23 protein-coding genes, 2 pseudogenes and 1 riboswitch are annotated in these 18,821 nt (G+C 54.8%); of the genes and pseudogenes, 8 read left to right on the top strand and 17 right to left on the bottom strand.

Annotation, left to right across the window (positions count from 1 at the left end):
* Positions 1-33: 33 nt before the first annotated feature.
* Positions 34-1,035, bottom strand: a complete 1,002-nt coding sequence (locus ABR39_RS10090; RefSeq protein WP_047346828.1) for a magnesium transporter — start codon at positions 1,033-1,035, stop codon at positions 34-36.
* 60 nt (positions 1,036-1,095) lie between these two features.
* A riboswitch (M-box (ykoK) riboswitch) is annotated at positions 1,096-1,265 on the bottom strand.
* Between the two features lie 158 nt (positions 1,266-1,423).
* Here ABR39_RS10090 and ABR39_RS10085 point away from each other — a divergent pair.
* On the top strand, positions 1,424-1,927 hold the full coding sequence (locus tag ABR39_RS10085) for a DedA family protein (protein ID WP_047346827.1): 504 nt from the start codon (positions 1,424-1,426) through the stop codon (positions 1,925-1,927).
* Position 1,928: 1 nt separating this feature from the next.
* Here ABR39_RS10085 and ABR39_RS10080 read toward each other — a convergent pair whose 3' ends face one another.
* Complete coding sequence (locus tag ABR39_RS10080; RefSeq protein ID WP_047346826.1) at positions 1,929-2,678, bottom strand: SDR family oxidoreductase; 750 nt, start codon at positions 2,676-2,678, stop codon at positions 1,929-1,931.
* Between the two features lie 100 nt (positions 2,679-2,778).
* Here ABR39_RS10080 and ABR39_RS10075 point away from each other — a divergent pair, with 100 nt between their 5' ends.
* On the top strand, positions 2,779-3,138 hold the full coding sequence (locus ABR39_RS10075; protein ID WP_047346825.1) for a winged helix-turn-helix transcriptional regulator: 360 nt from the start codon (positions 2,779-2,781) through the stop codon (positions 3,136-3,138).
* Position 3,139: 1 nt separating this feature from the next.
* Here the strand turns inward: ABR39_RS10075 and ABR39_RS10070 are convergent, their stop codons facing one another.
* Both ABR39_RS10070 and ABR39_RS10065 read right to left on the bottom strand, forming a co-directional pair.
* Positions 3,140-3,934 carry an SDR family NAD(P)-dependent oxidoreductase gene (locus ABR39_RS10070; RefSeq protein ID WP_047346824.1) on the bottom strand — a complete coding sequence of 265 codons (795 nt, stop codon included), beginning with the start codon at positions 3,932-3,934 and terminating at the stop codon, positions 3,140-3,142.
* A gap of 125 nt (positions 3,935-4,059) precedes the next feature.
* A complete protein-coding gene (locus ABR39_RS10065; RefSeq protein WP_047346823.1) occupies positions 4,060-4,503 on the bottom strand; it encodes a winged helix-turn-helix transcriptional regulator in 444 nt (147 codons plus the stop codon).
* 152 nt (positions 4,504-4,655) lie between these two features.
* Here ABR39_RS10065 and agp point away from each other — a divergent pair, with 152 nt between their 5' ends.
* Positions 4,656-5,897, top strand: coding sequence for a bifunctional glucose-1-phosphatase/inositol phosphatase (gene agp, locus ABR39_RS10060; RefSeq protein ID WP_047346822.1), 1,242 nt, complete (start codon positions 4,656-4,658; stop codon positions 5,895-5,897).
* A 34-nt stretch (positions 5,898-5,931) separates the two neighbouring features.
* On the opposite strand, the gene ABR39_RS10055 is transcribed toward agp, so the two are convergent.
* Both ABR39_RS10055 and wrbA read right to left on the bottom strand, forming a co-directional pair.
* Positions 5,932-6,159, bottom strand: coding sequence for a YccJ family protein (locus tag ABR39_RS10055; RefSeq protein WP_047346821.1), 228 nt, complete (start codon positions 6,157-6,159; stop codon positions 5,932-5,934).
* A gap of 18 nt (positions 6,160-6,177) precedes the next feature.
* Positions 6,178-6,774 (bottom strand): NAD(P)H:quinone oxidoreductase, encoded by a 597-nt coding sequence (wrbA, locus tag ABR39_RS10050; protein ID WP_047346820.1) that lies wholly within the window; start codon positions 6,772-6,774, stop codon positions 6,178-6,180.
* Between the two features lie 391 nt (positions 6,775-7,165).
* Between wrbA and ABR39_RS10045 the strand changes: the two genes are divergently transcribed.
* A complete protein-coding gene (locus ABR39_RS10045) occupies positions 7,166-7,336 on the top strand; it encodes a general stress protein (protein WP_047346819.1) in 171 nt (56 codons plus the stop codon).
* Between the two features lie 118 nt (positions 7,337-7,454).
* Positions 7,455-8,375 (top strand): DMT family transporter, encoded by a 921-nt coding sequence (locus ABR39_RS10040; protein WP_047346818.1) that lies wholly within the window; start codon positions 7,455-7,457, stop codon positions 8,373-8,375.
* 101 nt (positions 8,376-8,476) lie between these two features.
* Here ABR39_RS10040 and rutG read toward each other — a convergent pair whose 3' ends face one another.
* The 8 genes from rutG to ABR39_RS24150 form a co-directional block, all read right to left on the bottom strand.
* On the bottom strand, positions 8,477-9,793 hold the full coding sequence (gene rutG / locus ABR39_RS10035; RefSeq protein WP_047346817.1) for a pyrimidine utilization transport protein G: 1,317 nt from the start codon (positions 9,791-9,793) through the stop codon (positions 8,477-8,479).
* Between the two features lie 21 nt (positions 9,794-9,814).
* The gene (gene rutF / locus ABR39_RS10030) at positions 9,815-10,306 is read right to left on the bottom strand and encodes an NADH-dependent FMN reductase RutF (RefSeq protein ID WP_047346816.1); all 492 of its coding nucleotides are present in this window, start codon (positions 10,304-10,306) and stop codon (positions 9,815-9,817) included.
* 12 nt (positions 10,307-10,318) lie between these two features.
* Entirely contained in the window at positions 10,319-10,909 is a 591-nt protein-coding gene (locus ABR39_RS10025; protein ID WP_047346815.1) for a malonic semialdehyde reductase, read from the bottom strand.
* Positions 10,910-10,918: 9 nt separating this feature from the next.
* Entirely contained in the window at positions 10,919-11,719 is an 801-nt protein-coding gene (rutD, locus tag ABR39_RS10020) for a pyrimidine utilization protein D (protein ID WP_047346814.1), read from the bottom strand.
* Positions 11,720-11,726: 7 nt separating this feature from the next.
* On the bottom strand, positions 11,727-12,113 hold the full coding sequence (gene rutC, locus ABR39_RS10015) for a pyrimidine utilization protein C (RefSeq protein WP_008499822.1): 387 nt from the start codon (positions 12,111-12,113) through the stop codon (positions 11,727-11,729).
* A gap of 11 nt (positions 12,114-12,124) precedes the next feature.
* Complete coding sequence (gene rutB, locus ABR39_RS10010; RefSeq protein WP_047346813.1) at positions 12,125-12,814, bottom strand: pyrimidine utilization protein B; 690 nt, start codon at positions 12,812-12,814, stop codon at positions 12,125-12,127.
* On the bottom strand, positions 12,814-13,905 hold the full coding sequence (gene rutA, locus ABR39_RS10005) for a pyrimidine utilization protein A (RefSeq protein WP_047347374.1): 1,092 nt from the start codon (positions 13,903-13,905) through the stop codon (positions 12,814-12,816). Before rutA ends, rutB begins: the two co-directional genes overlap by 1 nt.
* A gap of 418 nt (positions 13,906-14,323) precedes the next feature.
* Positions 14,324-14,803, bottom strand: coding sequence for a hypothetical protein (locus tag ABR39_RS24150; protein ID WP_048339038.1), 480 nt, complete (start codon positions 14,801-14,803; stop codon positions 14,324-14,326).
* A gap of 622 nt (positions 14,804-15,425) precedes the next feature.
* Between ABR39_RS24150 and ABR39_RS25860 the strand changes: the two genes are divergently transcribed.
* Positions 15,426-16,166: a hypothetical protein gene (locus ABR39_RS25860; protein WP_131701703.1), complete on the top strand. Its 741-nt coding sequence runs from the start codon at positions 15,426-15,428 to the stop codon at positions 16,164-16,166.
* A 339-nt stretch (positions 16,167-16,505) separates the two neighbouring features.
* Here ABR39_RS25860 and ABR39_RS26210 read toward each other — a convergent pair.
* Positions 16,506-16,640: pseudogene (locus ABR39_RS26210) on the bottom strand (ISAs1 family transposase); the annotation flags it as partial.
* A pseudogene (locus ABR39_RS09995) lies at positions 16,640-17,066 on the bottom strand (tyrosine-type recombinase/integrase); the annotation flags it as partial. The pseudogenes ABR39_RS26210 and ABR39_RS09995, both read right to left, overlap by 1 nt.
* A 225-nt stretch (positions 17,067-17,291) precedes the next feature.
* Here ABR39_RS09995 and ABR39_RS09990 point away from each other — a divergent pair.
* Both ABR39_RS09990 and ABR39_RS09985 read left to right on the top strand, forming a co-directional pair.
* Positions 17,292-17,888 carry a hypothetical protein gene (locus ABR39_RS09990; protein ID WP_047346812.1) on the top strand — a complete coding sequence of 199 codons (597 nt, stop codon included), beginning with the start codon at positions 17,292-17,294 and terminating at the stop codon, positions 17,886-17,888.
* Positions 17,889-17,990: 102 nt separating this feature from the next.
* On the top strand, positions 17,991-18,290 hold the full coding sequence (locus ABR39_RS09985; RefSeq protein ID WP_047346811.1) for a hypothetical protein: 300 nt from the start codon (positions 17,991-17,993) through the stop codon (positions 18,288-18,290).
* 126 nt (positions 18,291-18,416) lie between these two features.
* Here ABR39_RS09985 and ABR39_RS09980 read toward each other — a convergent pair whose 3' ends face one another.
* Positions 18,417-18,731, bottom strand: a complete 315-nt coding sequence (locus ABR39_RS09980; RefSeq protein WP_052952191.1) for a DUF6678 family protein — start codon at positions 18,729-18,731, stop codon at positions 18,417-18,419.
* Positions 18,732-18,821 lie beyond the last annotated feature (90 nt).

Here is an 18,821-nt window from a genome sequence, read left to right as displayed (position 1 = left end):
CACCTCAATCATGTGAATGAGGTGCTCGCAAGCTTACTCTAGCCCCAGCGTGTACTGGGCAATTTTGAAGTAGATAATCAGCCCGGTGCCGTCGATAAGCGTCGCGATGAACGGCGCGGAGACGACCGCCGGGTCAATGCCGCAGCGCTTGAGCACCATGGGGATCACGGACGACACAATCGCGCTCCAGAGCGTGATACACACCAGCGTCAGGCTGACGATAAGCGTGATCTCCAGGCCGATACCCATCATCCAGGCGCGGATACACCCGGCGATACCGAGCGTGGCGGCAATCATCAGCGAGGTGGTCATCTCTTTGCGCAGCACGCGCCCGACGTCGCGAAGGTGGACTTCTCCCAGCGCCATCGCGCGCACCAGCGTGGAGGTGATCTGCGTCCCGCTGTTGCCGCCCGTGCCGATCAGCAGCGGAATAAAGAACGCCAGCGCAATCGCGGACTCCAGCGCCTCTTCAAAATGCTGGATGACCGAGCTGGTATAGGCTTCGGCGACAAACAGCAGCAGCAGCCAGACGGAGCGTTTTTTCCACAGGCTATACGGGCTGGTGTCCAGATAGGGCTTCTCCAGCGGCAGCGTCGCCCCCTGAAGCTGGGCATCTTCGGTGACGTCATCTTCCAGCAGATGTGCAATTTCGCGTTCGGTCAGGCAGCCGACGAGCTTGCCGTGGGTCACCACCGGCACCACATCCGCGCCGCCGTGCGCCAGCAGTCCGGCGACATCGGCACGTTCATCTTCCGGTTTGACCTGCAAAAACTGAGAAATCATCAGCGATTTCACCGGCTGTACCGTGTCGGCGGTTTGCAGCAATTTGCGCACGGCAATCATGCCCGCCAGGCGGCCATTGTCTTCAATAAAAATATGCGACGGAATATCATCGTCTTTTAATTTTTCGAAGAATTGCTCGCGCGCCAGCGCCACGCATAATGAAATATCGAGGACGATAAAATCGGTATTCATATATTGCGCGATAGCGCTGTCATTGAATGCCAGGTTTTGGTTATGAATAGCGTAAGACATAGTGAATTCCCTTTGAATAATAAAATCTCTCAGGGGCGAGCAAGACAGGGCATGTCGAAGAGGAGATCCCCACGTCCTGGGTTCAGCACTGTACACCGTATCCCGCGAGGGAAGTTATACTGACAAAGCCTTGATTCGACAGTGCCTGTTTTACCCTGTGCCGGTTCTCTCGAACCCACCAGAGCGATAACGTGTATTTGTACAGGAGCCTCGCCATAACGAGATCGTTGTAAAACGAGAGGGATAATACGCTTATTTAATTTTGCCGCTCAGGAATTTAAATAATGTTTAAGAACGGTTTAGGAGAATCTTATTAATAAAGTGTTGAGGGTTTATTTAAGTTAATTCATTTTAAATGAAGAGTGATATTTACATCGGAGGAGGGTAAATGACGTGGCTTGATACTTTGCTGAATCACTTTGCGCTCTATCCGACACATCTTTTCGCGCTGTTATTTATGATGGCGCTGAGTAAATCGACGGTGCTGATCTCCTCCGTGCTGCCTCCCGCCTCGGTGATGCTGCTGACGGGCATTACTGTCAGCCAGGCGAGCATGCATCCGGCGCTGGCGTGGCTGGCCGTGATGATGGGAGCAACGCTGGGATCGGGGCTAAACTACCACATCGGTCAGCGGATGGGGCATACGCGATGGATGACCCGCTTCACCGCAAAGCACGCCAGTAAATTTTTGCGGGTGCAGCATCAGCTGCAGAAAAACGGTGTGCTGGTGCTGTTCACCGCTCGCTTCCTGGCGGTGCTGCGCTATATCGTGCCGCTGGCGGCAGGCATGCTCAGGCTCAATGTGGCGAAGGTTTACGGAGTGAGCCTGCTCTCTGCCGCCGTCTGGGCGGCGCTGTATGTCGGTATTGTCACCGGCATCAGCGCCTTTTGAGTTACAGACTTCCCATTCCGCCGTCCACCAGCAGCTCCGTGCCGACCGTGTAGCTGGACTCGTCGGAAGCCAGATAGAGCGCGGCTTTTGCCAGCTCCGTCGTCGAGCCCATTCTGCCCAGCGGCACCAGCTTGATGATGTCCGCCATCATCGCGTCAAGCGCCTCATTGCTTAGGCCCGTCTTCGTAAACGCCGGGGTTTCCACCGGACCGGGACTCAGACCGTTGACGCGGATCCCGCGCGGCAGTAGCTCCGCCGACAGCGTACGCGCCAGCGACAGCAGGGCGGCCTTGCTCGCGGCATATACGCTGCTGGTGGGCAGGCCGATGCGCGCGCTGACGGAGCCGCAGAGGATCACCGAGGACGGATTATTCAGCAGCGGCAGCAGCGCCTGAATTAAAAAGAACGGTCCCTTCAGGTTGATACCCATCAGGCGATCCCAGGCATCCTCCTGCCAGGCTTCCAGCGGCGCGTGCGTCACGTCGCCGGCGTTGAGAAACACCGCGTCCAGGCGCGGCCAGCGGGCGGCGAGCGTCTCCGCCAGCGCTTTTTGCGAAGCAATATCTCCCGCATCGGCCGGGATCACCCAGGCCTTATCGCCAAGAATGCGCTCTGCTTCGGCGAGGGTGTCCGGATTGCGCCCGGTGACGGCAACGCGTGCGCCTTCGGCGATGAACGCCTGCGCGGTGGCAAGACCGATGCCGCTGGTGCCGCCGGTAATCAGCGTATATTTATCTGTTAAACGACCCATGTTCTTCTCCTGAAATGTCTCTGGAGAAAGCACTATAGAAACGTTAGTATCGAAAGGAAACCAGGTACCAAATGGATACTAACGAGGCAAGAGGTGTGCTATGGCAGAAATGCTGGACGTGGCCTGCGAAAAAAAATCTGAGACGTATACCTGCCCGATGACGCAGTTTGTCAACCTGATTTCCGGTAAGTGGGCAATCCCCATTCTCTATCGCCTGATTGTGTTCAATACGCCCGTTCGCTTTGGCGATCTGCTGCGGGCGGCAGCGCCGATTACGCAAAAAGAACTGACGAAGCAGCTTCGGCTGTTTGAGCAGCGCGGGCTGGTGACGCGGACGGTCTACCCGGAAATCCCGCCGCGCGTGGAGTATCAGATAACCGAGTTGGGGTTAACCCTGCAGGATGCGCTCTCACCGCTGGCCGCCTGGATGAGCGAGTACGGCGACCAGCTGGAGCGTTAGGCTACCGTTTCACGTAGCGCGGTGCCGGAATACCGGTGCGCGCGCTGTTAAACAGCTCAAGACGTGCCGTTTCGTAGCGATCCCACAGGCCGGCGTCATGCATCGGCGGGATGGTGATCGTTTCGCCCTGATCCAGGCCCGCCAGCGAGGCATCCACCATATCGTCGGTGGTCATTACCGAGCCTTCCGGCAGATCGTTAACCGTGACGCCCGAATGGCTCCAGATCTCCGTCGCGGTGGCGGCAGGCAGCACGGCTTGAATGCGCACGTTGCTGTCGGCAAACTCTTCCTGCAGCCCGCGGGTAAAGCTGAGCACCCACGCCTTGGTAGCGCTGTAGAGCGCGCTGCCCGCCCGCACGTGCAGGGCCAGCACGGACGCGATATTGATCAGCGTGCCGCGGTTATTCTGCGCCAGGCGCGGCAGGATAGCGTAGGTTAAGCGCATCAGCGCCGTGGTGTTCAGCGTGTTAATCGCCTGATGCTGGGACACATCACCCGCGAGGAACGGTGCCATCTGCGCGGTGCCAGCGTTGTTAACCAGCGTATCGATGGCGGTATTGCTGCGCAGCTCCTCTTCCACAGCGCGGATCCCGGCTTCATCCGTCAGATCGGCCACCAGAACATCGACCGCCACGCCATAGCGTTCGCGCAGTTCGGCGGCCAGCGCCTGCAGCCGTTCCTCGCGACGGGCGACCAGCACCAGGTTGACCCCGCGTGCGGCAAGACGATCGGCATAAACGGCACCAATTCCGGAAGACGCGCCCGTAATCAGGGCAGTCGTGATTTGCTTAGTCATCGTGTGTTACCTCAAAGCGGAGTGGGTTATTTGGTTTCAATATGAAACTGAATCAACTCTCTGCTATTTGGTTTTATAATGCAACCATTTTGGTGGCCATTTTGTGCTTTTGCCGTCGGGTGCGATCAGGAGGGGAGTTTTGCCACGATCTGCTCAGGCGTCAGCTCGCGCCCGTCGTCGGCGATAAGCGCCAGCTTGCGCAGGGGTTTGCGCTGTTCGGCGTCGACCAGCACGGTGCCGCATTCGTGTTCAGCGAACAAAAATTCATTGCCCCACTGCGACAGGGCAACCAGCACCGTCTGCAGGGCGCGTCCCTTGTCGGTCAGGACATACTCCTGCCAGGCGCTGCCGTCGGAGGCGGGGCGCAGCGTGAGGATACCTTCGTCAACCAACAGCTTAAGCCGCGTGGTCAGCATGTTTTTCGCAATACCGAGGCTTTTCTGAAACTCGCCGAAGCGCGTAATCCCGCGCAGCGCGTCGCGCACGATCAGCAGCGACCACCAGTCGCCGATGATATCCAGCGAACGGGCGACGGGGCAGGTGCTCTCTTCAAGGCGGGTACGTTTCACAGCGAATTCTCCGGTGGGGTGTGGTTTTATTATAAAACTAATTGGTTCACACCGTAAGCAGGTTAATCATCAGTTTGAGAAATGCTTCCCGGAAAATTGTCACCAATCTGTCACACTGAACGCGACATTTTAAAACGAGTGAGGAATTAGGGATGAGAAAAGCACTACTCGCGCTGGCAGTCGCCGGTTCCGTTTCAGCAACGTTTGGCGTGCAGGCGCAAGAGACGCCGGAAGGGTATCAGCTGGAGCAAGTTTTAATCATGAGTCGTCACAACCTGCGCGCGCCGCTGGCCAACAACGGTAGCGTGCTGGAGCAATCGACGCCAAAGCAGTGGCCTGAATGGGAGGTGCCGGGCGGGCAGCTCACCACCAAAGGCGGCGTGCTGGAGGTCTATATGGGCCATTATATGCGCGAGTGGCTGGCCCAGCAGGGGATGATCAAGACCGGTGAGTGCCCGCCAGCAGATACTGTCTATGCCTATGCCAACAGCCTGCAGCGTACCGTCGCCACCGCGCAGTTCTTCATTACCGGCGCGTTCCCGGGGTGCGACGTGCCCGTGCATCACCAGGAAAAAATGGGCACCATGGATCCAACGTTCAACCCGGTGATTACCGATAACTCCCCTGAATTCCGCGAAAAAGCGCTGAAGGCGATGGAGGCCGAGCGCCAGAAAATGCAGCTCGCAGAAAGCTATAAGCTGCTGGAGCAGATGACGAACTACGCCGATTCGCCGTCGTGCAAAGAGAAAAAAGTCTGCTCGCTGGCGGACGCGAAAGATACCTTCAGCGCCGACTATGAAAAAGAGCCTGGCGTATCCGGGCCGCTGAAGGTGGGTAATTCGCTGGTCGATGCCTTCACGCTGCAGTATTACGAGGGCTTCCCGGCCGACCAGGTGGCCTGGGGGGAAATCAAAACCGACCAGCAGTGGCGCGTGCTGTCGAAGCTGAAAAACGGTTACCAGGACTCGCTGTTTACCTCCACCGAGGTGGCGCAAAACGTGGCGAAACCGCTGGTGAAATATATCGATAAAACGCTGGTCACCGAACAGGCAAAAGCGCCGAAAATTACCGTGCTGGTGGGGCATGATTCGAACATTGCTTCCCTGCTCACCGCGCTGGATTTCAAACCGTACCAGCTGCACGACCAGCAGGAGCGCACCCCGATTGGCGGCAAAATTGTCTTCCAGCGCTGGCATGACAAAAATGCTAACCAGGAGCTGATGAAAATTGAATATGTCTACCAGAGCTCGGAGCAGCTGCGTAACGCCAGCGTGCTATCGCTGCAGTCTCCGGCGCAGCGCGTGACGCTGGAGCTGAAAGGCTGCCCGGTGGATGCGAACGGCTTCTGTCCCGTCGATAAATTCAATGCGGTCATGAACAACGCGGCGAAGTAAGAAGAGAACCCCCCGCGGCAGCGGGGGGAAACGCTTAGACGTTTTTACGTTCGATGGTTTGCTCGCCCCAGAAGAGCGAGTCTTTGTCCGTCTTTTCGAAGGCGCGCACCAGCACTTCATCGCTGCCTTCTTCCCAAATCTGCTCTGCCAGTTTCTCGTCATATTTCGCGACTTCAAAAATGGCTTCGGCGATCTCCGGAGAGGTGTTGCGTAAACTTGCCCATTCGCCCACGTGGTGGGCTTTAGATTCTTGAGTTGGCATGCTTGTCCTCCTGTTGGGTTAGCCGTTCAGTTTTTTGGCGAGGCCCGCGACGTGCTCACCCTGGTAACGGGCGATAGCGAGCTCTTCATTGCTCGGCTGTCGGGAGCCATCGCCGCCGGCAATGGTGGTTGCGCCGTACGGCGTGCCGCCACGTACCTGAGACACATCAAATAACTCCTGTGCGCCGTAGCCAATCGGCACGATCACCATCCCGTGATGAGCAAGGGTAGTCCAGGTGGAGGTAATTGTCTGTTCCTGGCCGCCGCCGGTTCCGGTGGAGCTGAAGACGCTGGCGAGTTTGCCGTATAGCGCGCCTGAAGCCCACAGGCCGCCCGTCTGGTCGAGGAAGGTACGCATCTGGCCGGACATATTGCCGAAGCGGGTCGGGGTGCCAAAGATGATGGCATCGTAGTCAGCCAGTTCCTGCGGGGTGGCAACCGGGGCATTTTGCGTTTTCCCCCCGGCCTTCAGGAAGGCTTCCGCCTGCATGGTTTCCGGTACGCGTTTGACCACAACCTCAACGCCGTCCACCCTGTTTGCACCCTCTGCTACCGCGTGAGCCATGGTTTCAATGTGTCCATACATGGAATAATAGAGCACCAGAACTTTTGCCATTTTGCTTCACTCCTCGTTTGTTTTTTCTGACAGCGGATCGCTGCGCTCTTTTAAAGATATGCCATCACGGCCAGACTGCAAAAATGAACGCCATTTCTTTGATTTATAACAATATGGTAACCAAAAGGCTTTGTAGCAAAATGAAACAACTTTTCGGCGACGGATTTTTAAAACGATAAGAAAGGCTTATGGATCAGCGGCGCGCTATCTCACCCGAAAGACTGAGTTCATGTTGCAGAATATTACCTGCGGCTTGCCGGATAGCGGCATTCCACTAAGCTTAGTTTCACGCGGCACAGATAAAGGCACTGTCCTTGTGTTGCGAGGTGAAAGAATCCTCTTTTACTGAATGCAATATGATGTCTAATGTTTCACATTCTGGAGGTTAGAGATGGCAAACCATCGTGGTGGTTCAGGTAATTTCGCAGAAGACCGTGAAAGAGCATCAGAAGCAGGCCGTAAAGGTGGCCAGCATAGCGGGGGCAACTTTAAGAATGACCCGCAACGCGCATCTGAAGCTGGCAAGAAAGGGGGGAAAAACAGCCACGGCAACAGCAAGTAACACGCCGGGTTGAACCCCTGCCGCCGGGATGTCCCGGCGGTTTTTTTTATTTCTGCAACATTGAATTGTAACCAAAGGCAACGCACACTAGAGAATTGATGTTAACTGCGAGTGCCGCATGTCTGTTTCCCGTTTCAAATTCTCCGTTAAGCCGCAGGAAGCCATCCTGATTCTCATCACCATGTTCTGGGGCGGGACGTTTCTGGCCGTCCAGTACGCGGTAACCCTCAGCGACCCGTTCTTTTTCGTTGGCCTGCGCTTTGCGACGGCGGCGATTGTCGTGGGGCTTTTCTCACTTAACACGCTGCGGGGTCTGACGCTTAAAGAGCTGAAGGCCGGCGTGGCGATTGGGGTGGCGATAGCGATGGGCTACAGCCTGCAGACGTGGGGGTTGCAGACCATCTCCAGCAGCAAATCTGCGTTTATCACCGCCATGTATGTGCCCCTGGTGCCGCTGCTGCAATGGCTGTGCCTGGGGCGGCTCCCGGGGCTGATGTCCTGCATCGGGATCGTGCTGGCGTTTATCGGCCTAATCCTGCTGGCCGGGCCGGAAAACAACCTGCTGGCGCTGGGGCCAGGCGAGATCATTACCCTGGTAGGGGCGATTGCCATTGCGGCGGAAATTATTCTGATTAGCGCCTGGGCGGGCAAGGTAGACGTCAAACGCGTGACGGTGGTGCAGCTCGCCACGGCGTCGCTGGTGGCGTTTGCGACGATGGTGCCTGCCGGGGAGTCCGTGCCGCCGATGTCCACCGGCCTGATCGTGGTCGCGCTGGGGCTGGGCATCTTTAGCGCTATTATTCAGGTCACCATGAACTGGGCGCAGCGCAGCGTGTCGCCGACGCGGGCAACGGTGATCTACACCGGTGAGCCGGTCTGGGCAGGCATTTTCGGGCGACTCGCCGGCGAGCGTTTGCCGCTGCTGGCCCTGGTGGGCGCGGCATTTATCGTTGCCGGGGTGCTGGTGAGCGAGTTGAAGTTAAAAAAACGACGTAAGTCGATTGCCGGGTTGGGCACTGAACAAGGGGCAGATAGCTAACAACGCGCATGCTGCCCGTTTGCCCGGCGGCGCTTCGCTTGCACGGGCCTACAATTGGCATGTAGGCCGGGTAAGCGTAGCGTCACCCGGCTATTTCAGGTTCAGGGGGTGATGGCCTCCGCTTGCGCTTCATCTCCTTTCTGGCGGCTCAGCAGGGCGTTAAGCAGAATTGCCCCAAAGGTCGCCGTGCCAATCCCGCCAATCGTGAATCCGCCCAGCGTCAGGGCAAAATCGCCTGCGCCCAGCACCAGCGTGACCGCCACCATGATCAGGTTGCTGTTCTGGCTGAGATCGACGCGGTGCTGCACCCAGATGCGCGCCCCGGCCACGGCGATCAGCCCAAACACCACAATCGATGCGCCGCCGATAACCGGCGACGGAATGGTGTGGATCAGCGCGCCAAACTTCGGTGAGAAGCCGAGCAGCATCGCCATCACCGCCGCCGCCACAAACACCAGCGTCGAGTAGACCTTGGTCACCGCCATCACGCCGATATTTTCGGCATAGGTGGTGACGCCGCTGCCGCCCACGGAGCCGGAGAGCATGGTCGCCAGACCGTCACCGACAAACGCGCGGCCCATGTACGGGTCCATGCTGCGCCCGGTCATGCCCGCTACGGCCTTCAGGTGGCCCAGGTTTTCCGCCACCAGGATAACGGCGACGGGCGCGATAAGCATCATTGCCTGCGTGTTGAAGGTGGGGGAGGTGATCTTCGGCAGGCCGAACCAGGCGGCCTGATGAAGCAGCGTAAAATCAACCGGCTTGCCGAGGCCAAAAACGTTCGCCAGCAGGGCATAAGCCAGACAGGCAACGATCAGCCCGACAAGAATCAACAGCCGCTGGATCATCCCCCGCGTAAAGACCGCCACCAGGCCGATGCACAGCACGGTGATCACCGCCATCCAGCTTTCAAACGGCGAGGCGGAGACGCTTCTGACCGCAATCGGCGCGAGGTTCAGGCCTATCGCCATCACCACGGCGCCGGTCACGACCGGGGGCATCATGCGTTCGATCCAGCGCGTGCCGATCTTCATCACCACCAGGCCAATCAGGGTGTACACCAGGCCGCAGGCGATGATGCCGCCGAGGGCCACGCTCAGGTTAGGGTTAAGCCCCTGGCCGGTAAACCCGGTGGTGGCAATCACCACGCCGACAAAGGCGGCGCTGGAGCCAAGATAGCTGGGCACGCGCCCGCCGGTGACAAAAAAGAACAGCAGCGTGCCGATGCCGGACATCAGAATCGAGAGGTTGGGATCCAGCCCCATCAGCATCGGCATCAGCACCGTGGCGCCAAACATGGCGACCGCGTGCTGCACGCCCATGACCAGGGTTTGTCCGAGCGGGAGCCGCTCATCCGGCGCGACCACGCCTGCGTCTGTGGAGGTCGATTTCAACTGCCAGTGGGGAAATCCGAACATGGTCTGTCTCCTTAAGGCGGGTTAACAGGCGGGTCGCATGAGCGCGTGGTAGCCACGGTCAAACCACACCAGCCCCTGCGGTGCCGGGTGGCGAATAATCGAAACGATGTCGCAAAACAGAATGTCATGGGTACCGACGCTGACCACCTGGCTGATGCGGCAGTCAAACGAGGCCAGCGCATCCTCCAGCCGCGGGCAGCCCGTGTCGCCCGTCTGCCAGCGGGCGGCGGCAAAGCGTTCTTCCATCGGCGTTTTGCCGCCAAACAGGTTTGAGAGCGGCTCCTGTCCGGCGCTCAGGGTATTCACGCACAGCGTGCGGTTTTCGCTGAACGTGGGCCAGACGGACGCGCTGCGGTTCAGGCACACCAGCAGAGTGGGCGGTGAATCCGTGACGCTGCACACCGCGCTGGCGGTGAAGCCTGCCAGCCCCGCCGGGCCGTCGGTGGTGATGATATTGACCGCCGAGCCCACGCAGGCCATGGCGTCGCGAAAGGTTTGTTTATCCGGTGTCATCACTAACCTCCCTTACGCCAGCCCGCAGGCATCGTCGAAGTCCAGACGCGGCAGGCGTCCGTACAGTTTGGTTGTATCGCCGTAGCCAATGTTGATCAGCAGATTGCTTTTAAGCGTTGTGCCGGTGAAAAAGGCGTCGTCGACCTTTTGTCGGTCAAAGCCCGACATCGGGCCGGTGTCCAGCCCCAGGGCGCGGCAGGCGAGGATCAGGTAGGCGGCCTGCATTGAGCTGTTGCGAAAGGCCGTCTCTTCGGCATGCGCGGGGCTGCTGGTAAACCAGCTTCTGGCATCGCCGTGCGGGAACAGCTCGGGCAGTCGCTCGTAGAATTCGCCGTCCCAGGCCACGATGGCCGTAACCGGTGCCGTGAGCGTTTTCTCCAGGTTGCCGCTGGAGAGCGCCGGACGCAGCTTCTCTTTTCCCTCCGCGCTTCGCACAAACACTATCCGCGCCGGGGAGCAGTTGGCGGACGTTGGCCCCCATTTCATCAACTCGTAGATCTCGCGCAGCGCGTCGTCGCTGACCGGCAGATCCTGCCAGCCATTATGGGTGCGTGCGCCGGTAAAAAGCGTCTCCAGCGCGGTAGGATTAATGGCTTCGCTCATTACAGCTCCTTATAAAGCGTGTTCATGGCTGTGCAGCAGGCTGGCAAGCCCGTTTAGCAGCAGGGTGTTAAAGGTGTCCGGCTCGGTGACGTTGCAGGCATGCCCGCCCTGGCGCATCACCGCGCTGCGGCTGTGCGGGATCGCGTCCTGCAGCTCGGACGAGCAGACGGACGGTACCAGCATGTCGTCGGCGGAACAGATAATCTGCACCGGGCAGCGGACGCGCGCGGCGTGGCGGCTGAAGTCGGCCTTTTTCAGGGCGCTGAGCCGGTGCAGCAGGTTGGTTTTTCCCTGAAAATGGGCCAGCGCCAGGGCTTCTTCGGCCTCCAGACGGGGGGCGCGGGCCGCCATCCAGTCTGCCGGGTAGAGAAACAGCGGCTGCGCCTCGACCCACGCCTGCGGGCCGCCGGAATGCAGCAGGCGCTCGCGGATCTGAAAGCAGCGGCGGGTGTGCGCGTTAAGGGTCAACCAGCCGTTGACGCACACCAGCGCGGTCAGGGCGTCGGGATGATCCAGCGCCAGCTGCAGGCCGACCAGCGCCCCCAGCGCATGGCCCACGACGCTATAATGGCTAATCCCGGCATCCGTCAGCGCCCGAGCCAGCTCGTCTGCCATCTGGGCAAGGCTGTAACCTTCCGGCAGGGCGTCGGGGTTATTGCCCGTTCCCCGCTGGTCATAACAGACCACCTGATACTCCTGCTCCAGCGCGGCCAGCTGGGGCAGCCAGTAGCTGCCGCTGCCGCCGAGACCGGCAATCAGGACCACCACGGGCGCACCCTCATGCGGGGGCGGTGAGATGGAGAGTTTCATGGCTGCCTCACTTCGCGATGTGCGCAACGGTGGCGATCTCAACCAGCGCGTCAGGCTTCACCAGCCCGCACTGAATGCAGAACCGGGCCGGCTTATCGCCGGGGAAGAACTCCGCGTAGATTTCGTTAATCGCGGCGTAGTTTTTCCAGTCGGTGATAAAGATGCTGTTGAAGGTCACATCCTCCATCGTGCCACCCGCCGTTTCGATCACGGTTTTGATCGTCTCCAGCACGTGGCGGGTTTGCGCCTTTGGGTCGTTGATAAACACCACGTTGTTGTCTTTATCAAACGGCAGCGTGCCGGAGACATACACCACGCCGTCGGCGAGGGTGCCCGGCACAAACGGGGCGATGGGCGTGCTGGTGCCCGGCGGAATAATCACGGATTTCGGCATCAGATGTCTCCTCAGGCGATACGGGCGAGCGGAGGATTCAGGGCGTCGCAGAACTCCGCAACGCTGCTGACCCAGCCAAAAAAGGTTTCGATATTGAACAGGGCCGCCTTCTGGGCGAATTCCGGCCCGGCCTGATGGGTCGCGTCTTCCAGCACCACGCCAAAATACTCGAGGAAGAAGCCGTCGCGCAGGGTCGACTCCACGCAGACGTTGGTGGCGATGCCGGTGAACACCAGGTGGCGAATGCCCCGGCTGCGCAGCAGGCTGTCGAGCGGGGTGTTGAAAAAGCCGCTGTAGCGCGGTTTGGGCAGGACGATATCGCCCGCCTGCGGGACCAGTTCGTCCACCAGCTGATAGTCCCAGCCGCCTTTCGCCAGCAGCTTGCCCTGCAGTTCGGGACGTTTACGCATGGTTTTCAGGGCGTTCGACTTGTGGAAGTTGGGTGAGCCGGGGCCACCGGCCTCGACGTACTGGTCATCCCAGCCGTTCTGGAACCAGACGATGAGCATGCCCGCGGCGCGCGCGGCGGCCACGGCGGTTTTGATGTTCTCAATCACCGGCCGAGTGGCGGAGACGTCGAACCCCGCCAGATCCAGATAGCCGCCCTGGCTGGCGTAGGCGTTTTGCATGTCCACCACGATCAGCGCGCTCTGCTCTGGCGCAAAGGTGATGGCTTCCGGGCGTGCGTTAAGGGTCGTCATTACGCCACCTCCTTCGTAACGGCAGGGATGTGGGCGCGGCACTGCATCAGCGGCTGGATGCGCTCGCCGAAGGTCTCTACGCCGGTGAGGAAATCATCGAAGGTCAGCAGGACGCCTTCCGCGCCGGGAACGGCCGATACTTCGTCAAGCATTCTGGCGACGCTGGCGTACGAGCCGACCAGGGTGCCCATGTTGATATTCACCGCAGAGGTGGGGTCGGCCATCTGGCGAACGTTGGTGTCCGCGCCGGAGCGGGTATCCTTTTGGCTCTGCTCGGTGAGCCAGCTCAGGGCCTCCTCGTCGGCGCCGTCCTTATAGCGCTCCCATTTGGCGCGCGCGGCGTCGTCGGTCTCGTCGGCGATGACCATAAACAGCACGTAGGAGCCCACGTCGCGCCCGGTTTTGTCGGCGGCCTCTTTCATCCGCGCGGCGGTCGGGGCGAAGGCGGCAGGGGTGTTGACGCCTTTGCCGAAGCAGAAGTTGAAGTCGGCGTATTTCGCCGAGAATTCCATTCCCGCGTCGCTCTGCCCGGCGCAAATCACCTTCATGGGGACCGAAGGCTGCGGGCTGACGCGGCAGTCGTTCATGGTGAAGAAGTCACCTTTGAAATCGCTTTTACCTGTGCCCCACAGGTCGCGCAGAACCTGCACGTATTCGGTCAGGTAGTCGTAGCGGCGCGAGAAGTAATCGTCACCCGGCCAGAGACCCATCTGCTCGTACTCCGGCTTTTGCCAGCCGGTCACCAGATTGACGCCAAAGCGCCCGCCGGAGATGGAGTCAATGGTCGAAGCCATGCGCGCCACAATCGCCGGGGGCAGGGTGAGGGTGGCGGCGGTCGCGTAAATCTGAATACGCGAGGTGACCGCGGCCAGCCCGGCCATCAGGGTGAAGGACTCCAGGTTGTGATCCCAGAATTCGGTCTTGCCGCCAAAGCCGCGCAGCTTGATCATTGAAAGCGCAAAGTCGAAATGGTAGTGCTCCGCTTTTTGCACAATGGCCTTGTTCAGCTCAAAGGTCGGCATGTATTGCGGTGCGGTGGTCGAGATAAGCCAGCCGTTGTTGCCGATGGGTACAAATACGCCAATTTTCATCACGAACCTCTCTTCATCTCTGTGTGGGGTGAAAGTCAGACGTGGCGCTGCATCCTGCATATCCTGTTCAGCCTCGTGAAAAGGGTTTTGCAAAGCGGATGCCAGTTTTTAAAATGGCTTTGTTGTTAATGTGTTAGCGCGATGTTGGCGAGTTGAGTGCAAATAAAGTGGACTACATGGTCAAAAGAAATGCATGCAAAGCAGGCAACGGTGCGCGATGGCGGTGCAGGGGTGGTGAGGGTAATGCAGCTGACCTGTCCCCCGTTGAACCACACAGATTGTTGTTAGCTACTTCCGCGCCTGGACACATAAGAAATTCATGCTTAGCAAGGTTCGTAGTGAGCGAAGGGCGGAAGTTTGCAATCGCTCTCGTTGCTGATGAGGGCCGCGCCCGTGGCAGGATAAGAGGTGTTGTTATTCAATCTATCCAGGGTACAGATTCTCCAATATAAGTGTGTGTACAGCAGCGGCAAGTCACCTTAACGTCCTTTATCGTAATTGAAGTATTTACCTGTTGCAGAATTCCATTCTCATCAACAAACAGACCTGGATAAAAACTGCTTTCGCCAATGCAGACTAAATCCCTTCGCTGATGCTCATGTAGCGCGACCAACCAGAATACAGGCTCGGTGGTATCAAGACGTCCACAGACTTCGCTGAATATTTCATTCCACGGTTTGCCAATCTTTTTGATCAGAAAATAAAACAATGGTGTGTAGTCTCGGCCACGCTTCTGTCCGCCATGCATTGACTCGCGCTTGGCCAGTAGTTCATCCCCGACTCTTTTACGATTACGTTCCCAGCGATACTCAGCACCTGGATTATTAGAATGGTGCCGCGTAGTCGTGTTGACGCTGCGATACAGTTTACGGGGCTTATTCAGTTGATGATTACGCATAATCCGATCCCGTACATCCTTTATTCTGTGAGTTAGTAACCCCTGCCGGAGCTAGATTTAATAGTTGGAGACTGCATAAAAAAATGGTCATGCTTAAAGGCAACCTCATTTTGCTGAAATACCATCCCATTGACAACAACTAAAAGCCCGCTGCTGGCTGTGAGTTCAACGGATCGAAGCAATTACCAGCTTGGACGTTCAGGTTGTTCTGTCCAATTTTCTGGTAATGGAAAATTCACCTTTCGAATATATTTCATAGGTTTATACATAAAATGTATGAATTGTTTTCATGAACTATTTCTTCTATAATTTGTGCCACGACATAAACATCCAACATAATTTAGGTCGCAAAGATATGTACAAGTGCCTCAGGTTGCCTTTTGACAAAGTAAAAATCGACAGAATGTGTGATGAGAAAGGTAACAATGCCTCATATGTAAGAATCACCTACAATGAGTTCTACTATTATTTAAGTTACTACGATCTGAGACCAGTCACACCAAATTTTAATTCCATTGAATGCATTCCCAAAAACAGAGATCTTTATATCATTGTATATAAAATATCACCTAATAGCTATAGGATATGTTGGCTAGGAGATTGCGATTGCATCGAGTTCAGAATGATGGACACTGAAGGAAATCGTGGAAACTCTGCATCTTTAGCTGTATTACTTGGTCTGATTTTATTTTCACTTTCTATAGGTGCGTATTACTCATCTAGCACTGACATATTTGTATGTTATGTCCCATTTTTATTACTGAGCTTGTTTGGTTTTATCCTGACACTCCTTGATTTTTGTCATACATACTCAGTTGAATTCATCCAATTTCGAGATTTGATGCGAAAAAACCTTATGCAAGAAAAAGGTTTATTTTCCTCTTTTACAAACTTACCATCAAGTTGCCAGCATGAACAAGATTATGAGCTAAGCCTAAGATTACCTAAGGAGCTCAACCGAAGAATAGTCACCATAGACTCTGTATACCGGGAGAGAAGAAATGTAACTGTATACGAGTCCAATACTGGATCAGACTTATCTTATAGTACAAGCTATACAAAATGCATGGTGAATATGGTTTGTGATGGAGAAAAATTTACATTTGAGTATAAGGAGGCTTCTGGTGAGCCCGCTCCATTTATTGCAAAGGGCGATAAAGCCAAACTATATTGGTATGGACCGGAATACGAAGTAATTCCTCGTGATCGCGAAGATATTACTTATGGAACACGTCTTATCTGTTTACATAATATAACAACGGATAACTTTTACGAAAGTCGTTGTTGTAATGAACCGGGTAATGTTTTCAAAGTAGTGCAGAAGGGAGGACAGGATATGTATAACCACTACTCGCAGTGTTGATTAAAAATTCATCTATCATGCGATCCCGCCAGACGCACTTCCGATAAGAGCTGGATGCAGCCATCGAGCCGCACCAGCCGTCTTTTCCTCACTCTTTTAATTCCCCGCAATCACTTGGACATACAGTATTTTATATCCACTGGGACTGATAACATATCAGTTCGAAAATACCCTATATAAAACAACCGCAACCAGACAAATAAACGCTGCTAGTGACATTTTCCCAAGTCTGGACCCGTATTTGAAAACCATAAAAACCAAAAGAAGAAAAGCCAGAGCAGGCAGTCCCCATACCACAAAAAACACCGTTAATTCAAATGCCCAACCAAAATACGGGAGCTCCAAGAAAATGGGTTTCATCATGTAGCGTTTCTGTTTCATCGGCACGCTAATCTTGGTTGGTTCGGCTCTGAGCATGTTAAGCGCCATGTGCCTTAACCCTGCTAGGTTTTCAGCAGCGTTTTCTCGGTAAATTAGACTTCAATCGATTCAGCGATCTCTAACGCATCATCAACTTCAATGCCCAGATAACGGACTGTGCTTTCCAGTTTCTTATGACCCAACAGAAGTTGGATCACCCGGAGATTCTTGGTTTTCTTGTATATCAGGTAAGGTTTTGTTCTTCTCAAGGAGTGTGTGCTGTAAAGCGAATCTTCGAGACCAAGCTTTTCTACCCACTCATGAAAAATTCGGTTGTACTGCCGGGTTGATATGTGCCGGTTCGTTCCAACTCGAGACCGAAACAAGAAGTCTTTACTATGCAAATTGCCAAGCTTTATCAAAGCATCAACAGTATCTCTTGTCTCTTTGGTTATCTCAAATTGCACAGGGCTACCGGTTTTTTTGTTACAATACCGTTGCTCTGCTTGAAACAGATCTACCATATGCAACATCAGATACTTACCGTATGGCTGTCCCTTATGAGTGAGGAGCTGGCATTAGAACGTACCTGTCACATTTGAAGCTGACAATATGCTGCTTTAAATGATGTTAAGCTTCTTTCTGGTCGTGGTCGTGGGATTGGAGGTAGTTTCCTTTCAGAGTAGCAATACGTTATGCTCATTTCGCCCGTCATATCTTATATGATGTTAACATACACCATAAAATTTCTAACCGGTATTGAAGATGGAAAATTCAGATTACAAATATAATTTCAAGGAACTTCTTTGTTTAAAAAAGTTTAGTGATACATTTAACGTGTTCAGTTCAGATGAATTTTGTCAGGCTGTAGTTTGTTGGGCTGAAAGAGAGGTGATAGCGGGTGCAGACTCTGAAACCCTTCTTATAATTGCATCACTGGGTCTTGATTCAAAGATAGATTCTTATGAAGTCGAGAAGTACTTGCTTATTTACAAAAAGGAATTGAGTTTTCAAGAACCATCAGAACGCTATAGTGCTCTGGTGTGGCTCCGCGTGCAATTGGAAAAATTAATAGCGGCATCATCGGCACAGGAAGTCGAATGTAGGCTTTCATTTTTCACTCATTATTTTTTAGACTATCCTCCACGAGCCTTTGCTTGCATAACATACACACTATCCAATTTATATTGGGAACTCTATGATGAAGCAATCCCTGTTTTCAGCTCCAGAGCATCTGAAATGAGCGAGGATCAACTTTTAGCACATATTAAAGAACGTTTATTTCCCTTCTATCGGATACTAAGCAATCCTGATTGGATACAGGTTTTAGCGTCTTCATCTGACTCAATGGCATCACAGTAAGGGTGATAGATCTGCCCTGAGCGAGGAGCGCACATTCTTGTACAAAACTTGGTGTCAGATTACAAATTGATTGATAAGTGAGCCGAATCAGAAAGGTAGCAAATGAGACAAAAACTACGCAAACATAACCAAGCCTGGATATCAAGGCAATTGCAACGTGCAAAAAAAGAGACTATGCCGTTAAGTTTCTTTATTAACTTTTCCTCAATACGCGTAGCTGCGTGTAATGGTGAGCGACTTAAACGGCGAGGTCGTCTCAAGCCGGACTGGAATCTTGCATTGTTTCATCAGGGGTGGGGAGAAATGCCGATTGTTGGGCCAGGAGAGGGCGTTTATTGGTTTGAGGTTTTCGATAAGGAACAATTACCTGGAGAATTGATGCCGCTGTGGGAAGATGCCTGACTATATTGACTTTGATTTAATAGCTTTCAGGTAACGCGTCATCCACACTATAGACTGCGAGATGCAGAAGCCAATTCTAAGTAAAGACTAAAATTATCCTGTTAGCTATTTAACGATATTGTCCAGCTAAAGATAATCCACATTGCTGACCGAATCTGCGTATCCAAAAATCCTAAATCCGGTTGAAGTCTCAACGCCAGGGAGATGAATCGCCCGAAGAATAGTTCCAACCGTGGCATGCTGTTCAACAGACTTAGTCAAAACATCAAGGTACTGGATATCCAAATAGCCACCTTCACTAAAATGATAAAACCACTCGTAATCAACCACTGATTCATAGCCATTGAGAAACGTGATTTTCCATAAAGGAGGAGATTCCATGTCAGACATTGCCAGCCGGATTTCATTCCATTTTGTATTATTCATGCAGCTATAAAGCATTCGAACCTCCCAAGATCTGCTCGCAGATTAACATACTTTATGGTGAGCAACATTCGCACCTGCCCCCCACACCGCTTTCCTTTTTCGGTT

Source organism: Enterobacter genomosp. O, assembly GCF_001022965.1.
GTDB lineage: Bacteria > Pseudomonadota > Gammaproteobacteria > Enterobacterales > Enterobacteriaceae > Enterobacter > Enterobacter cloacae_L.
Note: the sequence above shows the minus strand (reverse complement) of the source record. Positions and strands in the feature narration are given on the sequence as shown.

Coding starts and splice junctions, on each gene's coding strand:
- ABR39_RS10085 (WP_047346827.1), top strand. CDS start 1,424: ATGACGTGGCTTGATACTTTGCTGAATCACTTTGCGCTCTATCCGACA.
- rutD (WP_047346814.1), bottom strand. CDS start 11,719: ATGAAACTCTCCATCTCACCGCCCCCGCATGAGGGTGCGCCCGTGGTG.
- ABR39_RS10055 (WP_047346821.1), bottom strand. CDS start 6,159: ATGCCAACTCAAGAATCTAAAGCCCACCACGTGGGCGAATGGGCAAGT.
- ABR39_RS10040 (WP_047346818.1), top strand. CDS start 7,455: ATGTCTGTTTCCCGTTTCAAATTCTCCGTTAAGCCGCAGGAAGCCATC.
- ABR39_RS10045 (WP_047346819.1), top strand. CDS start 7,166: ATGGCAAACCATCGTGGTGGTTCAGGTAATTTCGCAGAAGACCGTGAA.
- ABR39_RS10080 (WP_047346826.1), bottom strand. CDS start 2,678: ATGGGTCGTTTAACAGATAAATATACGCTGATTACCGGCGGCACCAGC.
- ABR39_RS10070 (WP_047346824.1), bottom strand. CDS start 3,934: ATGACTAAGCAAATCACGACTGCCCTGATTACGGGCGCGTCTTCCGGA.
- ABR39_RS09985 (WP_047346811.1), top strand. CDS start 17,991: ATGAGACAAAAACTACGCAAACATAACCAAGCCTGGATATCAAGGCAA.
- agp (WP_047346822.1), top strand. CDS start 4,656: ATGAGAAAAGCACTACTCGCGCTGGCAGTCGCCGGTTCCGTTTCAGCA.
- rutC (WP_008499822.1), bottom strand. CDS start 12,113: ATGCCGAAATCCGTGATTATTCCGCCGGGCACCAGCACGCCCATCGCC.
- rutF (WP_047346816.1), bottom strand. CDS start 10,306: ATGACACCGGATAAACAAACCTTTCGCGACGCCATGGCCTGCGTGGGC.
- ABR39_RS10090 (WP_047346828.1), bottom strand. CDS start 1,035: ATGTCTTACGCTATTCATAACCAAAACCTGGCATTCAATGACAGCGCT.
- ABR39_RS25860 (WP_131701703.1), top strand. CDS start 15,426: ATGATGGACACTGAAGGAAATCGTGGAAACTCTGCATCTTTAGCTGTA.
- rutB (WP_047346813.1), bottom strand. CDS start 12,814: ATGACGACCCTTAACGCACGCCCGGAAGCCATCACCTTTGCGCCAGAG.
- rutG (WP_047346817.1), bottom strand. CDS start 9,793: ATGTTCGGATTTCCCCACTGGCAGTTGAAATCGACCTCCACAGACGCA.
- ABR39_RS09990 (WP_047346812.1), top strand. CDS start 17,292: ATGGAAAATTCAGATTACAAATATAATTTCAAGGAACTTCTTTGTTTA.
- rutA (WP_047347374.1), bottom strand. CDS start 13,905: ATGAAAATTGGCGTATTTGTACCCATCGGCAACAACGGCTGGCTTATC.
- ABR39_RS10025 (WP_047346815.1), bottom strand. CDS start 10,909: ATGAGCGAAGCCATTAATCCTACCGCGCTGGAGACGCTTTTTACCGGC.
- ABR39_RS10075 (WP_047346825.1), top strand. CDS start 2,779: ATGGCAGAAATGCTGGACGTGGCCTGCGAAAAAAAATCTGAGACGTAT.
- ABR39_RS24150 (WP_048339038.1), bottom strand. CDS start 14,803: ATGCGTAATCATCAACTGAATAAGCCCCGTAAACTGTATCGCAGCGTC.
- wrbA (WP_047346820.1), bottom strand. CDS start 6,774: ATGGCAAAAGTTCTGGTGCTCTATTATTCCATGTATGGACACATTGAA.
- ABR39_RS09980 (WP_052952191.1), bottom strand. CDS start 18,731: ATGCTTTATAGCTGCATGAATAATACAAAATGGAATGAAATCCGGCTG.